Origin of the sequence: Faecalibacterium duncaniae, assembly GCF_010509575.1 — a bacterium.
GTDB lineage: Bacteria > Bacillota > Clostridia > Oscillospirales > Ruminococcaceae > Faecalibacterium > Faecalibacterium duncaniae.
In genome coordinates, this window is sequence record NZ_CP048437.1 from 2,599,163 (window position 1) to 2,614,560 (window position 15,398).

Below are 15,398 nucleotides of genomic sequence, written 5' to 3' on the forward strand. Positions count from 1 at the left end.
TCCCGGTGTGGGTCGGCGGCGGTCAGCCCATGGCCTCCTGCCGCGCAAAGTAAACGGTGCTGACCAGGCTCATGTAGCTTTCCTCGTTCTCCAGATAGAACTTCAGGGCAAGGGTGTCCTCGTCCTCCAGCGTAACGGCGTAGCGGGAGCCGTCCTCCCCGGTAAAGGTGGCGTACCACTCCTGATTGGACTGGAAGGGCACCTCCGGGGTGCCATCGTGGTAGAACAGCTCTGCCTCTTCCACGTTCAGCTCCGGGTAGGGGGTGATGTAGCTGGCGGTCAGGGGCAGCTGGTCGCCCTCGGTCTCGGTATCCGTGGGCAGGAAGCACATGGCATCGGCATCTGCCGGGTCGGTCTCAAAATAGCCCTCGTCGGTGTCGCGGGCGAACTCCAGCCAGTTACCCTCCAGCGACCACGGGTCGGCAACGGAGATCCAGTCGTCCCCTTCCGGGTAGATGGTAAAATCGCACACGCCCTCGGCTTCCACCACATGGCCGTTCTCGCCGGAAAGGAAGGGGCTGAATACCAGCTCTTCGCCGGTGCTGGGGTACAGTTCCACCTCGGTGTTGGGAACGATATCGCTGATGTTGCACAGCAGCAGGATGGGCTGACCGTCCTCACTGTAATAGAGCTGTTTCCCGCGCTGGAGCGGTTTTTCGGCATCGTCTGTCAGGCTCGTCTCGTAGACGAACAGGGTGGCCTGCGCCTCCTGCGGGAAGATGCAGTACAGGTCGCACCCGCCATCCGGTGCCACGACCCAGTGATCCTGCGGGATGTCGTAGACAAAGCCCCACAGCTCCCGCAGGTCGGTCTGGCTATCCAGCACCTGCTGCACATCGGTGGTGATCTCGTAGGAGCCGCCCAGATACAGCACACAGGCGCGGTATTCGTCCTCCCCTGCCAGAAGGCGCATGTAGGTCACGTCCTCCGGCTCCTCATATTCCTGCTTTTGGGTGTTGGAGGCGATCATGTTGTCTCCGTCCAGCCTGTTTTCGGGCTTGGAGCTGGGGGTGCTGCTGCCGTTGCCGCAGCCCGCCAGACCGATGGCCAGCGCCAGCAGGGCGGCCAGAAGTTTCAGGTTTTTCATGGGTTCTCCTTTCTCATGCCCTGCCGGGGCGCGCCTCAGGAGGCAGCGCCGGGCGTTGGGTGGTTGGAAAAATCGTCTACGCCCTCCACTGGCACAGGGCTGCCGGTGGAGGCGGAAAGCTGGGGCGACCAGTCCAGCGCGCGGCCGGTGGTGCAGTAGACCACCGCCATGATGTCGGGGGTGTCCGGGGTGCCGTTGCACAGCAGCAGCACGGGTTGACCATCCCGCCCGCAATACAGCTCCCGGCCCGTCTGGTGCGGGTACTGGTGGTCCTGCTTTTCGTAGAGGAACAGGGTGTCCCGGCTGCTGACAGCGAAGAGGCAGTACAACTCCCGCCCGCCGCCCGGCGCTGCGACCCGGTGGTCTGCCGGGATGTCCGCAACAAACTGCCACGGCTGTTCCTGCAGGCTGTCCAGCGCAGCGTCCACATCGGCGGTGCGCTCCGGGACGCTGCCCAGATAGAGCACTGCGGCAAGGCTGCCGTTCTGTTCGGCCTGCTGCCGCAGCTGCGCCACGGTCACAGCGTCCGGCCGGGAAGCGCTGTCCGAAGCTGCCGCGCCGGAGCGGATGGGGTCGCCGTCCACCGGCCCGCAGCCCGCAAGGCTCAGGGTCAGCGCCAGCGCGGCGGCAAAGAGCCGCATGGTCAGGCCCTTCATCTCAGGCCCACGGGTCGGCAGACGTGGGGATGCGGATGCCGGTCATCAGGTACTGCTCCCACAAAAACCACTGCCCGTTGCCCTTGCGGCGCAGCTTGATGGGCCGGGGGTCATCGGCACCGCCGCAGGGGATGAAGAGCTTGCAATAGCCATCCTCCACATAAGAGGTGTGGTTGCTGCCCACCAGAAGGGTGAAGGGCTGGCGGGGGGTATAGCCGTTTTCCGGCGACGCGCCCACAAAGTAGGAGAAGGGGATGTAGCTCTTGCCGTCCCGGAAGCGGTCGTTCAAAAAGGAGATGTCCTGCCCGTTCAGCGGGCGGGGGCCGCGCAGCCAGTTGAGCATCTCCTGCCCGATGGCCTTGTCGGCACCGTAGGCGCACAGCGCGCAGACGGTGAGGGCTGCGGCCTTGAAGGGGGTGTCCAGGCTGGCCTCCGGCAGCTCCTGCATCTGGGCAAGGCTTTCCGGCAGAGCCTGAAAGGTAAAGGTGACGGTCTGGTTTCCACCGGCGGTGGCAGCGGCCTGTTTCATCTTATCAAAAAGTCCCATGAAAATACTCCTTTCTGTTTCAGCTGTAAGGGTTCAGCCCCGTTTCGGGTCGTAGCGGGGCACGGTCCGTTTGCGGACCACCTTTTGGTCCAAGTCCAGACTGAGGTTTGCGAAATAGCCGTTTTCAAAATACCATGCAAGGTCCTTTGCATCCATGCCAACGCTGTTGCACAGCCACCGCAGGGGCCCCTCCGGCCCGGAGTAGCTCTCCACCCGCCGGGCGATGGTTCTTGCATGGTAGCGGCGGGCCTCTCCGCGGGCAAACAGTGCCAGGGGCACAGCCCCCACCACGATCCAGAATACATAGCCTCCGATGTAGGAATAGTCCTTATCCTGCAAACTCAGGCAGAGGGTATACAGCCCGCCAAAGGAGCAGAACACGCAGAAGGCAAGCCCCGCGTTCCGCAGCCATTTGAGGACACGGGGAATCTCGCCGCGGGCTTTTTCCGAAAGATAAGGGTTCATAAGGTTCCTCCTTTCAGAACGAGCCGCCTCCGCCGCCGTGGGTGGTGCCGCTGGAAGAGGTGTGGGTGGAGCTGCCGCCGGAATCGCTGGAGCTGGACTCCTTCGGCCGCTCGGTGCGGTGCACATCACGGTACAGGAACAGCTCCCGGCTGTTGGTCAGGTTCATGCTGCCCTCCCGCACATAGCTGGCGGCGTTCTCCTGGAACGCCACGCTGCGCAGCTGGCTTTTCATTACGCTGACGACGACCCATGCCAGCACAAGGCCGATGCCCACCGCAAGGACCAGGTACATGGGGGAAAGCGGGTCCCGGGGCAGGGTCTTTACATCATAGGGGCGGCCCGCCCGGGCAGCGTCGATGTAAGTATCCGACCACTGGACAAAGGTGCGGAAGGCGGCGGCGTAGTCCCCCTCCGCCATAAAGGGCTTCATCTGTTCGCCAAGGTACTGGATGCCGGCATCCGTAAAGGCGGTGATGCCGTAGCCGCAGGTGGAGATGTGCCATTTGCGGTCGCCCACGCTCACCAGCAGCAGCACGCCGTCCATATCGGGGCCGTAGCCGAACTGACAGTAATCATAGAGGTCATCGGCATAGGCCTCCATGCTGTCGTACCCCACGCTTTCCAGCGACTCAACGGTGGCAATGGTCACATCGAAGCTCTGGCGGAGGCTCAGCTCCTCCAGTGCATCCTCCAGCTCGCTGTCCTCTTCTGCAGTCAGGACATCCGCGCTGTCGTTCATGCGGTAGTACAGGTCGGCAAAGCCGCCCTCCACCGCAAATGCCGGAACGGTCAGGAGCACCGCAAGCACCAGTGCTGCCAGCGCCGCAAAGAGGGAGCGCAGGCGTTTGGAAGTCTTTTTCATCGTTCGTCCCTCCTTTACAGGATCCGTGCCAGCCACAGCAGCCACATCACGCCGTAGGACGCGGCGGAAAGGGCAGCCGTAAGGCCCAGCATCCACTTGCGGGCAGCGCCCTTGTCCACGGGCAGGTCGCCCACGAATTTGCCGGTCTGTCCGTTCATGGCAAACAGGTAGTTCTCGCCCCGCCAGCTGGTGCTCAGCAGCCAGACCGGGAACAGCGCGTACTTTGCCTTGCCGCCATGGAGCTGGATGCTGCTGTTTTCCACCTTGACCGAATCGTAACCGGTAACGGTCTGCTGGAACGTTTCCTCGGTGGAGCGGCGGATGCGCCTGTTGGCCCGCTCGATGCTGTCCTCGGCGGTCACATCATATTTGTCCGCCACATAGCCTGCCAGATAGGCGGTCTGGAAGGGGATGGCATCCTGCATGGCAAAGGGCTCGATGGATTCCATCAGGTCATCCTCGATCTTGGAGGAGCCGTCCACGGGCACCGCGTCAAAGCCCAGGGTGCCGTCCCGCCGGACAGAGTAGTAGTTGGTCTCGGTGTAGTCGTACTTGCTGTCCGACCAGCTGCGGGTCCGGGTGGCGGTGAACCGCAGCTGAGCGTCGGCATCGCTGTCAAAGAGCCAGAAGGGCACATACACGCCCTTGACCTCGTCGATGTGGTTCTGGCTGCGGAACACCCGGGGCAGCAGGGTCTTGCCCTTGAGGTGCTCCTGCAATTTGGCCTTGGCGGCCTTTTTGTCCAGCTTGAAGGGGATGATGAGGTCGGGCCGCAGCGCCCCGGCAAACTGTCCGGTGAGGACGATGGGGTTGCCGCAGAAGGGGCAGGCCGAAGCCGCCATGGTGTCGTCGCCCACGATCTCGCCGCCGCAGCTCTTGCAGCTGTAAGTGTGCAGACCGGCGGTCTCCCCTTCTGCCCAGCTGCCGCCGGGGGTGGTCCACTCCATCTCGCTGGGCTTTTCGTCCTTCAGTTCCTCGTCGTAGCCCTTGAGGGTATCCACGTCGAACTCGGTGTCACAGTAAGGGCATTTCATCTTCTGGGTGGCGCTGTCAAATTGGATGGCGCCATCGCAGCAGGGGCACTTGTATTCCAGCATTCCTGCCATAGCGTTTCCTCCTGTTGTTCCAAAGGGGGCCGGGGGCTCTTCCCCGGCCCCGCTGTTTTTGTGTTGGTCTTCCCGCCGAAGCGGTCGGCTCAGAAATCCGTAGTGATGCGGAACACCACCGGCTCGTCCGGCTCGGTGGCTTTGCCGTGGTGGCCCACTGCCAGGAAAGCGTTTTCCTCCAGCGGCAAAAAGACGTCAAAGGTGCAGAAGTCGCCGCACAGCTGGCACAGGGTCTCGCGCTCGCCCACGGGAAGGGACTTTTCCAAAAAAGTGCCGTCCGGCCCGTACAGCTCCCACACATAGCCCGTGTCCAGCAGATAGCCGTTGGGGCGCTTCATCATCACGGCGTCAAAGCTGCCCACCGGCTGCGAGCTGCGGGCCAGCTCATTGCCGTCCAGATCAAAGGCAGCAAAGTAATCATCGCCGCTGGATTCCAGCTCGCCCACCGTCAGCAGCTCGTCCCCGCTGAGGTTCAGGGAGGACATGCTGCAGAAGGGTCCGATCTCGTTATCCCCTTCCAGCGTCAGCTCGGTGTACTCGCCGTCCTGCACCAGCACCGGCGCGGAGTTGGTCCAGTAGATCACGGTCAGATCCCGGTCCTTGGAGGAATAGCAGCTGCCCGAGTAGTCCAGTGCGTCGCCGGGCTCCTCCGGGTCGCTGCTGTTCAGATCGTAGCAGTAGACGTCAAAGGTGTCCATGGCATACAGGATGCCATTGCGGTCGATGCTGAGGGCGTTGCTGCCGTCAATGTTGTACTCTGCCACCGGGGTCAGCCGGTCATCCTTGATGGCATACTCGAAGATCTTGGCAGACTGCTTTTCATCGTCCTCGTTGTAGAAGCTGAAGAAGTAATTGCCCCGGTAGCTGTCCGCGTGGATCAAATGATAGGCACCGCCTACCTCGCGGCGGACATCAAAGGGGATGTACTGCGCCTTGAAGGTGTATTCGCCGATGGTCAGTTCCCCGGTTTTGAACTGGGCCACAAGGGCCCCCGTGGGGGCAGCCTTCTCCCCTGCTGCTTCCGGCTGTGCCGAAGCGGACGGGGCACTGCTGCTGGAAGCCGGTGCACTGGAAACGCTGGAAGCGCTGGCGGCACCGGAGCCGCCGCAGGCGGTCAGCCCGAGGGCGGCGGTGGCAAGGCCCATGGCCTTGAGGAAATCTCTGCGCTGAATCTTTCTCATATCCGTTCCTCCTTTTGGGGTCACTGCACTTTTGCAAAGGCTTCGTCAGCACGGCGGCTGTACAATGCCATGCCGCCGGTCTGGGCATCGTTGGCCAGATTGATGTTCTCCACGAACTGGGCCTTTTCCTGCTCAGAGAGCTGCCCGCCCTTCATGGCGGCAGATGCCACGGCACCCATGGCACCGATCATACCCATCTGGCCCTTCAGCTCCCGTTCCTCGGCCTTGGACATCCGGCGGCCGAACATGCTGGTCTCATTATCGTGGACCCCGAAGATGTGGTCCAGATGCTGCCGTGCGATGTGGGCATAGCCGATCTCCCGCCGGTCCCGCTTGCTGAAGCAGATGACCAGCTCCTGCTTGATGTAGGGGTGGGGACGCATACCCCGCTGGGTCTGGGCCTCGGTGATGCCGCGGGGCTGCACCAGACGGATCTTCAGGCCGCCGCCGTTGAGGGTGGGTTCCTGGCCCGGCTCCTTGGCGGGGGTCTCGTCCAGATACTCCTCATAGCTGGCGATCTGGTCGTAGCGGATCAGCTCCGGCATCTTGCCCCGGCCGCCGGTGCGGTCGTCGATGTACAGCATTCCAAGCTCATCGCAGAACACCAGCCCCATTTGCGTCGGGGTGGAGGGGTATGCGTTGACCCGGAACTCGGTCTTGTCGAACACCTCGTCGAACACCCGCTTCATCCGGGCCATGTACTCCATGTGCTCCTTTGCTTCGTCCAGCGTCAGCTCACTGAGCCGGATATATTTGGAGCACTTGTTGCCACAGTCATCGCAGAGGAACTGTCCGTCCCGGAGCTTGGAGCGGTGCAGGGTGCCGCACTCCTTGCCGCAGACGGCACAGTTCTGTTTTGCGAACAGGTTGGAAAAGAATCCCATCATGGTATGCTCCTTTCATTGCTCTGTATTGTCAGGTCCGGTCGCTGTCGTCAAAGGGGTCGCCGCACTCCGGGCAGAACTTGGGCGGGTGAGCGGGGTCTGCCGGCTCCCAGCCGCATTTGTCGCACTTATACTTGGGCGTACCGGCGGGCTTTGGTTTGCCGCACTCGGAGCAGAAGCGGCCCTTGTTCACTGCGCCGCAGCTGCAAGTCCAGCCTTCTGCTGCCGCCGGGCGGGGCTTGCCACACTCCGGGCAGAACTTACCCGTAACGGTAGCACCGCAGCTGCAGGTCCAGCTGTCCGCAGCGGGCTTCGGCTCCGGCTTTTTGCTGCCGCATTCCGGGCAGAATTTGCCGGTAACGGTAGCGCCGCAGCTGCACTGCCAGCTGTCCGCCGGGGCGGGTGCGGGACGGCTGACCTGCTGGGGCGCGTCCACGCTGTCCGGATGGGCCTGCTGGCCCATGGCGAACAGGTTCTGGGCGCTCATGCCGCCCATGCCGCCTGCACCGGCCGCCATGCCCATGCCCATAAAGCCGGTCATGGCACCGGCGGTGTTGCCGGCGGCGGTCTTCATGGCATCGATCTGGCCGCCCACCAGACGGGCGGCAGCGGTGGTGGGGTCGGTGGTCATGGCGTTTTCTTCCCACTCTGTGATCTTCTTCTGCTGCTCCTCCGGGATGGACAGGGAGTTGATGTTGAAGGAGAACACCTCAATGCCCCGCTTTTTGCGCCAGACATTCGACAGTTGCTCGTTGAGCGCCTCGGAGATCTCCAGCGTGTGGGCAGGGATCTCGTAATACTGCACCTTGTTGGCCGAAAGGGTGGCAAGGGCAGGCTGCAGGGCGTTCATCAGCTCGCTCTTCAGCCGGGGTGCGATCTCCGATGCGTCATACTGGGTGGAGACGTTGCTGCACACGTTGGTGTAGAACAGCAGCGGGTCGCAGATGCGGCAGGTGAAGCTGCCGTTGCACCGCAGGTTCACCGAGAGCTTGTAGCCCCGCTCCTCGCTGACCACCACCCGGAAGGGAATGGGGGTGGCGGTGCCGTACAGGATCTCGCCCAGTTCCTTGGTGTTGATGTAGTACACCCGCTGGTCCTTGCCCGTGTCGCCGCCGTAGGTAAAGCGCTTGGCCACGGTCTGGAATGTCTGCGCCAGACTGTCGCCGAAGTTTCCGGTGAAGACGCTGGGCTCGGTGGACGAATCGAAAGTGAACTCGCCCGGCTCCGCGCACACCTCCACCACGCGGCCCTGCTCCACGATGAGCATACACTGGCCGTCTGCCACGGCGATGCCGCTGCCACTGGTGATGATGTTGTCCTCGCCATTGTTGGAGCTGCGGCGGGAAGTGCGCTTCTGGCCCTTGACCATCAGCACATCCTTATCCAGAGCGTCGCAGTAGAAAAATTCCTTCCACTGGTCTGCAAGAGTTCCGCCCAGTGCACCCATACCTGCTTTGATAAGACCCATAGTAATTTCCTCCTGTATGTTTTATTTGTGTAAACGATAACTTTTTTGTTATCGCACGGTTTCCGGTTTCGGTCACGGTACAAGGGTTAGATCCGGGGAGTCGTTTTTCCAGTAAATGGGACGCGTGTCCCGGTCAAACAGCACTTCTCCGGCGCGGTATTTCAGGCTGCAACCGCTGGGGCTGCCGTCATCGTTCAGCAAAATGGCCCAGAACTCGCAGGGCCTGCCGTTCTGGTCGGTCAGCGTGAAGTACAGCTCGGTACCGTCCTCGGTGCGGCCCTGTGTTCCCTCGGCGGTGCCGGTCAGGGTGCCGTTCCACCCGTCCCATTCCACGCTCATGCAGCAGCTGCCGTCCGGCAGGAAGGTCATCCAGCGGATGCCCTTTGCGGCCTCGTCTCCGGCGCGGTAAGTGCCCCACAGCCTGCGGGGGATGGCGGTGTAGCCGATGTCGTCCCACGCCTCGGTGCGCTGAAAAACGTACCAGACCTCACTGCCCTTTTTGGGGCCGGTGGACTGCATCCGCAGCGAGCGGTCCTCCATCATGGAGATGGTCCAGCGGCTTCTGCCGTCCTCGCTGAGGCATGTCAGGTTCCAGCCCTGACTTTTTTCCCCGTCCCAGCCGGTCACAGCGCCGGCATTCAGCTCTCCGGTGCGGGTCTCGGCAGCGGACTGGATCTGCGGGCTGACGTATGTTTCCCGGATGAAGGAGACGGTCACCGTGCCGGTGATCTCGGCCTTTTCCAGCCGCAAGGTAAAGCTTTCGTTGCGGTCGGCGGGGACACAGCTTTCACCCTGCGTCACCGCCGTGACTGCCATCCACTCGGCCAGCACCTGCCACTCCCAGTCCGGTGGCAGCGGCTGTGCGTCCAGCGGGATGGTCGGGGCATCGGTCACGTACTCCTCCCCGGAGGCGCTGAACCGGCGGATGAGAAAGGTAACGTTCCCCGCTTCGTCAAACGAAACCGGCAGCTCGTCCAGCGAAGTCCACCATGCGGTGTTTCCCTCTTTCAGGCTGCCGGGGGGCAGCATTCCTCTCTCGATGGCGGCTTGACGGTCCAGCTCATCCCGGCGCTTCACGTCGCGGTAAAGCGCCTCTTCCAGCGCAGCGGGGTCTGCCCCCATGCGCTGCAGCATCTGGGTGACGGTCAGCTGTTTTCCGCTGTCAAAGTCAAAGCACCAGCCCCAATGGAAGGGTGCATCCGTACCGCCATAGCAGCTGCTGACCACAAGGCTGACGCAGTCGCCGTACCAGCTGGCGTTCCAGTTCATCTCAATGCAGATGTCCCACGAATCTGGGTCGGCTGCCGCCGGGCAGTCTGCGTACTCCTGCACATCGTATTCGTAGAGCTGGGCGATCTCAGCGTTGATGCGGGCAGCATCGGCGCTGTCGCTTTCCAGCCGGGGCAGATGGATGTTCAACCGGACCTTGCCGCCGTTTTCCGCCTGCACCACCTTTTCAAGGGTGTACTGCTCGGTGATCATCCCGGTGGCGTGCATGGAATCCGGCGGGGTCGATTTCAGCTCCCGGCTGCCAGCCGGGCGGGCAGAGGCTGCGGTCTTTGCCCCGCAGCCCGCCAGCAGCGCTGCCAGCAAAACTGCCGGTATCCAGCGGAATGCTTTGTGTTTCATGGTGGTTCTCCTGTGTTCTCAGCGGCTCCCGCCGGGGTCAGGGATCCGGGCAGCGGATCAGCTGCAGCTGGGTCTCGCCCTCGGCAAAGGGGTTTTGCCCGGCGATCATGGTAAGGTTCAGGGTCTCGTTGTACAGGTCGTACTTCACCGCCGCCACAAAGGTGATGCCCGGCATCCCGTCTGCCGTCTCGCTGGTAGAGACGCCCAGCACCATGCCCTCCGGCACCACGCCCAGATAGTCGGCGTAGCCCTGATAGAAAACGTTGTTGTCCTGCACGCCCATCTGGACGGAACCGTTGCTTTCCACGTCCATCCAGTCAAACTGGTTGTCAGACATGTCGTTGAAGGCACCGACGGCCTCCGAGGGGATCTCCTGCATGTTCCACTCTGCTGTCAGGGGAGCCAGCTCCAGCACAGAGCCATCCTCCTGATGCAGAATTACCTCTTTGCCGCTGCGTTCCAGCGCCACGCCGTTGTTTGCAATGTAGATGGGGTCCTGGCAGACCAGAGCGCTGCCGAACATAAGGCAGTGCAGCACATCCACATACTCCACCACGCCGTCCCTGGTCAGCAGATAGACCACCGGGTGGAAGGACGCGCCCAGTTCTCCGATGCACACATCCACATACTCATTATAGATGCCAAGGATGGGGTAGGTGCGGTCCTGTTCCAGCCGGATGCCGTAATCCGCGTCCCATGCGGCGGTCTCCGGCGTGCGGCGGAGGGTGACGGTGCCCTGGGTTCCTTCCAGCTGCACCGAAGCGCTGCCGTAAGTATCGGTCAGCACCGGGGTGTCGGCGGGGGTCAGCGGGATCTCCACATCCAGCTGCCGCCAGCCCCACCCGGCGGGGGAGCTGCACCCGCCCCGGAGCACCAGCCGGTCCTGCTCCGGCAGCAGCAGGCACAGGTCATCCAGCTGGTTGTTTTCCAGCGTGTTCATCCGCATGCTTGCCAGATTGCCGCCGCTGCGCAGGCCCTCGTAGTAGCCGCCCTGCGCCATATTCCGGTCAAAGGTCTGCATGGCCTCGCGCAGCATCTGCTGCTGCACGGCATCCGGGTCCAGCCCCATGCGCTGAAGCATTTCAGCCACGGAGACCTGCTTTCCGGTGGCAAAATCGAAGCACCAGCCCCGGGAATACCCCGGATCGGTACCGCCGTCGTAGCGGAACATCACAAGGCTGACGCAGTCGCCGTACCAGTAGGCATCCCAGTTGATATAAGTATCATAAGTATCCGGGCTCCCCTCGTCCTGCTGGGGCTCGATCTCCGGGCTGTCCTCGTACTCTCGGAATTCTGCCGCATACATGGCGGCAAGCTCATAGTTGATATAAGCGGCGTCCGGGCTGTAGCACACAAGCTGCGGCACATGGATGTTCAACTTCTGTGCGCTGCCCCACTCGTACAGCTGGATGGTCTTTTCCAGCGTGAACTGCTCGGTGATGCGGTCTTTTTGTGCTGTCTGCACCGCCGTGTCTGCGGTGCTCTGGGGGACAGTGCCGGAGCCTGTGGGGGCAGCGGGAGCCGCTGCGCTGCCGCACCCCGCCAGCACCACCGCCGCCGCCAGCACCGCAGCGGCAAGGCGTTTGTGTTTCATGGTGGTTCTCCTTGTTTTCTCAACCGTAGCTGCGGTTCATCTGCAGCTGGGTCTCGCCCTCGGCAAAGGGGTTTTGCCCGGCGATCATGGTCATGGTCAGGTTCTCGTTGTACAGGTCCATCTTGAACGCCGCCACAAAGTTGAGCCCCGCATCCGTAGAGATGCCCAGCACCACGCCCTCGGGCACAACGCCCAGATATGCGGCATCGCCCTGATCCATGCGGCTGTTGTCCTGCATGCCCATCTGGACGCTGCCGTCACTGGTCAGGTCCATCCAGCTCCAGCCGGTTTCGTCGGTATAGTTGTAGGAGCCGATGACGGAATAGGGGATCTCCTGCGCGCTCCACTCTGCCGACAGGGGAGCCAGCTCCAGCACAGAGCCATCCGCCCGGCGCAGGTTCACCTCGCTGCCGCAGAGTTCCAGCGCCACACCGTTGTTGGCAAAGTAGATGGGGTCCTGGCAGATCATGGCATCCCCGAACAGGAGGCAGCGCAGCACGTCCACATACTCCACCACGCCGTCTTTGGTCAGCAGATAGACCACCGGGCGGAAGAAGCCGTCCTCCTGCTCCCCGATGCACACGTCCACATATTCATTGTAAGCGCCAAGGATGGGGTAGGTGCGCGTCTGTTCCACCCGGATGCCAATGTCGCCCCATTGGTCGGTCTTTGGCGCGGGGCTCAGGGTGATGGCGGCCTGCGTTCCCTCCAGCTGCACCTGCACACCATCGTAGGTATCGGTCAGCACCGGGGGATCGGCGGGGGCGGCGGAGGTCAGCGGGATCTCCATATCCAGCTGCTGCCAGCCTTCTTCACAGCTGTACTTTCCACGGAGCACCAGCTGATCCTGCTGTGGCAAAAGCAGGCACAGGTTTTCCAGTTCATTGTATTCCAGCGTGTCCATTCGCATTTGCGAAAGCTCTCCGCCGAGACGCAGGCCCTCGTAATACGCGCCCTGCGCCATCTCCCGGTCAAAGGCCTGCATGGCCTGCCGCTGCACCTGCTCCTGCACGGTGTCCGGGTCCAGACCCATGCGCTGCAGCATCTCGGCCACGGTGATCTGCTGGCCGGTGGCAAAATCGAAGCACCAGCCGCTGTAACGCCACGGGGCGGTGCCGCCGTAGCGGCTGCGCACCACCAGGCTGACGCAGTCGCCGTACCAGTAGGCATCCCAGCCCACACCGATCTGCGGGTACTCGCCGCCCGGCTGCCCGGCCTCCTCGTAGGCCTCATATTCCCGGAAATCCGCCGCATAGATGGCGGCAAGATCCTTGTTCAGGCTTACGGCATCCGGGCTGTCGCATTCCAGCTGCGGCACATGGACGGAAATGTACTGCACCTCTTCCTCTCCCCACACGCCCGAAACGTTCTTTTCCAGCGCGAACTGATCGGTGATGCGCTCCTTCTGGGCTGTCTGCACTGCCGTGCTTGCGGTGCTTTTGGCAGCTGCACCGGAGTTTGCGGGGGCAGCGGGGGCCGCTGCGCCGCCGCAGCCGGTCAGCCAGAGAGCCGCCGCCAGAACCACAGCAGCAAAACGTTTGTGTTTCATGGCTGTCTCCTTTTCGTCATTCATCGTTGGTGGGGTTTTCTGGCGTACGCATGATATAGGCCGCCCAGTAGGTCTTGCCCTGAACATCCGCCACGGTGATGCCGATGTCGAACACGTCCACTTCCTGAGAGTCCATGGGGCCCGGGGCATAATTGAATTTTCCTTCCAGCTCATCCATCAGGGCCTTGAACTGGGCCTGATTGGCCGGGTAGGGCCGGTCCAGATAGTAGCGTTTCTCTCTGTAATGGTCCAGCTGGATGCCATAGCAGTTGTGGTGGATGCTCCGGATGAAGCCGGTGGAGCCTCTGCCCCATCCATAACCGCCCTCATCAAAGCCAGCCCACATTCCATCCACATAATCGCCGTTCATCCGGGCTTCCAGCCCTTCCTCTGCGGAGAAGGAAGGAGTGTCGTAGTCCACAAACATCTGCATTTCGGACTGAATGGAGTGTTCCAGACCCGCATTGTACTGCAGTTTGAAGTACTGCACCTTCCGCCGGGTCAGCTCGGCATTGATGATCTCAAAGATCTTTCTGCCGTCCCGGATCACCGGAATAGGGGGCGAATCGGGAGCCTCCGGAAGCGGAGGGCCAAGGGTGGTGATCTCCCCACTGTAAAAGGGGTCGTAGGCAGAGGGGGGGAGGGAGCTGCCGGAGTCCGGGATGTCCGACGCACCGGAACCGCCAAAGCCCTCGTCCTCACAGGCGCTCAGGGCCAGCATCACCGCCGATGCGCCGGAGAGCTTGAGGAACGTCCGTCGGTCGTATCGTTTCATGGGGGTGCTCCTTTCTATAAAGCCCCGGACACAGGGGGAGTGTGCCCGGGGCAAAAGGGGGAAGTCTGGTTATCTTATGCCTTGTTATTTCGGAACACAACAGCGGTCATGTAGGTCTTGCCCTGAACCACCGGGCAGTAGATGCTGATGAACTCTGCCTTGGCGCTATTAGAATTGTTCAGCAGTTTTGCTACAAAAGTCCGAACGGCAGTATCCTCGCAAGAATACGCATCCTCCAGAGCCACCACCATATCGGGAGACGGTTCGGAGATTCCGGCCATACCTGCCAAACTGTCCTTGCCATACTTGTTCAGTATCTTGTCCTCAAGTCCATTGAGTTCCCCAAAAATGATCTTGTGGTCAGGGTCTTTCAACGTATGCGGTGTCTCGTTGGCCTCTTCAAAAACACGTCCGTAGCACCTTATGGCACCCACCGCATCCTGATTGAGGGTCAGCTGCTCATGGACAACCGCCTTTGCATCGTACTTTTCCTTCCAGACCTTGTTGATGGCTGCCACCAGCTCGGCTTCTTTGGACGTAGTGGGTGCGGGAGGTGCGGGAGGTGCGGGAGGTGCGTAGGGCTCGTCGCCGCAGGCGGCCAGTGCCATCATTGCAACGGCTGCGCCGGTAAGGGTGAGGAATGCGCGTCTGTTCAGTTCTTTCATGGGGTGCTCCTTTCAATACAGTATATTATAGATTACGGTTCGGGATTTGCGGGAAGTCCGTGCATCCCTGCCCCGGTTCAGTGCTGTGAATAGTTTACCATTACCGCCACCGCATAGGTCTTGCCCTTAATGGTGGGGCAGTAGAGCCCGATCATCCACTGCTCGGGATGCGGACTCACCAGTCCAGGCCCGGCCAGATACCGCACAAACTCCCTGACCTCGCTCTGACTATGAGGATACAGTTTCGTTAATTGCATACCGTCATGGGTGCTGTTAGAAACTCCCCCAGTCCCCCGATAGCTTCCGCTTCCATATTTTTTATCGATTTCCGCTATCATTTCAGCCTCACGGTCTTTGTAGTCGTAGAATACATCATCAGGCAGGTTCCATTTGCGGAAATCCTCCTCGTCCATTTCAGGGTCATAGGTTTCAAAGGGGCTGGCTGTAAACTTTGCGAGGTCGGCAGCCTCCTGACAGTAGACCACAGACTTGCAGATATCAAGTTTGGGATTGGGGGCTACTTGTTTGTTGACTTCATACCAGACCTCGTTGATGGCTTTGAACAGGGCCAGCTCTTTGCTCTCAGAGGCCGGAGGTGCGGGAGGTGCGGGAGGTACGGAGGGCTCGCCGTCGCAGCCTGCCAGCGAGAGCGCCACAACGGCTGCGCCGGTAAGGGTGAGGAATGCGCGTCTGTTCATCTCTTTCATGGGGTGCTCCTTTCTGTTGGTCCCCCCCTGTTTTTCCGGGGGGCTTTGTGGGGCGTGGGGTTCTCGGTACTTGCAGTCCGCTCCATCTTATGCTATCCTTATGAATAGAATCCGCAGTTGCCCGTCGACACGTTTTGTGCACAGCGACAGGCTTTCTGCACCGGTGCGAGACCTCTTCTGTTTGTACTGTACCATACCCGGAAAAAAATTGCCCCCCCAGAAA

Annotated in this window: 15 protein-coding genes; all 15 read right to left on the reverse strand. The window is 61.5% G+C overall.

Features of this window, described 5'->3' with window-relative positions:
• Nucleotides 1–22 precede the first annotated feature (22 nt).
• A complete protein-coding gene (locus tag GXM22_RS12460; RefSeq protein ID WP_005935452.1) occupies nucleotides 23–1,087 on the reverse strand; it encodes a hypothetical protein in 1,065 nt (354 codons plus the stop codon).
• Nucleotides 1,088–1,122: 35 nt separating this feature from the next.
• Nucleotides 1,123–1,743: a hypothetical protein gene (locus GXM22_RS12465; RefSeq protein WP_005935448.1), complete on the reverse strand. Its 621-nt coding sequence runs from the start codon at nucleotides 1,741–1,743 to the stop codon at nucleotides 1,123–1,125.
• Between the two features lies 1 nt (nucleotide 1,744).
• Nucleotides 1,745–2,290 carry a DUF6935 domain-containing protein gene (locus tag GXM22_RS12470; protein ID WP_005935445.1) on the reverse strand — a complete coding sequence of 182 codons (546 nt, stop codon included), beginning with the start codon at nucleotides 2,288–2,290 and terminating at the stop codon, nucleotides 1,745–1,747.
• A 33-nt stretch (nucleotides 2,291–2,323) separates the two neighbouring features.
• Nucleotides 2,324–2,755 carry a hypothetical protein gene (locus tag GXM22_RS12475; protein ID WP_005935441.1) on the reverse strand — a complete coding sequence of 144 codons (432 nt, stop codon included), beginning with the start codon at nucleotides 2,753–2,755 and terminating at the stop codon, nucleotides 2,324–2,326.
• Between the two features lie 13 nt (nucleotides 2,756–2,768).
• A complete protein-coding gene (locus GXM22_RS12480; protein ID WP_005935438.1) occupies nucleotides 2,769–3,617 on the reverse strand; it encodes a TPM domain-containing protein in 849 nt (282 codons plus the stop codon).
• A 14-nt stretch (nucleotides 3,618–3,631) separates the two neighbouring features.
• Nucleotides 3,632–4,723 carry a TFIIB-type zinc ribbon-containing protein gene (locus tag GXM22_RS12485; RefSeq protein WP_005935435.1) on the reverse strand — a complete coding sequence of 364 codons (1,092 nt, stop codon included), beginning with the start codon at nucleotides 4,721–4,723 and terminating at the stop codon, nucleotides 3,632–3,634.
• An 89-nt stretch (nucleotides 4,724–4,812) separates the two neighbouring features.
• A complete protein-coding gene (locus tag GXM22_RS12490) occupies nucleotides 4,813–5,904 on the reverse strand; it encodes a twin-arginine translocation signal domain-containing protein (RefSeq protein WP_005935432.1) in 1,092 nt (363 codons plus the stop codon).
• A 20-nt stretch (nucleotides 5,905–5,924) separates the two neighbouring features.
• Nucleotides 5,925–6,791: a DUF4428 domain-containing protein gene (locus GXM22_RS12495; RefSeq protein ID WP_005935430.1), complete on the reverse strand. Its 867-nt coding sequence runs from the start codon at nucleotides 6,789–6,791 to the stop codon at nucleotides 5,925–5,927.
• A gap of 28 nt (nucleotides 6,792–6,819) precedes the next feature.
• Entirely contained in the window at nucleotides 6,820–8,256 is a 1,437-nt protein-coding gene (locus GXM22_RS12500; protein WP_097773359.1) for an SPFH domain-containing protein, read from the reverse strand.
• A 72-nt stretch (nucleotides 8,257–8,328) separates the two neighbouring features.
• Nucleotides 8,329–9,885, reverse strand: coding sequence for a hypothetical protein (locus GXM22_RS12505; protein ID WP_005935419.1), 1,557 nt, complete (start codon nucleotides 9,883–9,885; stop codon nucleotides 8,329–8,331).
• Nucleotides 9,886–9,922: 37 nt separating this feature from the next.
• Nucleotides 9,923–11,479, reverse strand: a complete 1,557-nt coding sequence (locus tag GXM22_RS12510; RefSeq protein ID WP_005935416.1) for a hypothetical protein — start codon at nucleotides 11,477–11,479, stop codon at nucleotides 9,923–9,925.
• A gap of 19 nt (nucleotides 11,480–11,498) precedes the next feature.
• Nucleotides 11,499–13,028: a hypothetical protein gene (locus GXM22_RS12515; RefSeq protein WP_035394861.1), complete on the reverse strand. Its 1,530-nt coding sequence runs from the start codon at nucleotides 13,026–13,028 to the stop codon at nucleotides 11,499–11,501.
• 16 nt (nucleotides 13,029–13,044) lie between these two features.
• A complete protein-coding gene (locus GXM22_RS12520) occupies nucleotides 13,045–13,803 on the reverse strand; it encodes a twin-arginine translocation signal domain-containing protein (protein WP_005935410.1) in 759 nt (252 codons plus the stop codon).
• A 74-nt stretch (nucleotides 13,804–13,877) separates the two neighbouring features.
• The gene (locus GXM22_RS12525) at nucleotides 13,878–14,468 is read right to left on the reverse strand and encodes a twin-arginine translocation signal domain-containing protein (RefSeq protein WP_005935407.1); all 591 of its coding nucleotides are present in this window, start codon (nucleotides 14,466–14,468) and stop codon (nucleotides 13,878–13,880) included.
• Between the two features lie 77 nt (nucleotides 14,469–14,545).
• Nucleotides 14,546–15,175, reverse strand: a complete 630-nt coding sequence (locus tag GXM22_RS12530) for a twin-arginine translocation signal domain-containing protein (RefSeq protein ID WP_005935404.1) — start codon at nucleotides 15,173–15,175, stop codon at nucleotides 14,546–14,548.
• Between the last annotated feature and the right edge of the window lie 223 nt (nucleotides 15,176–15,398).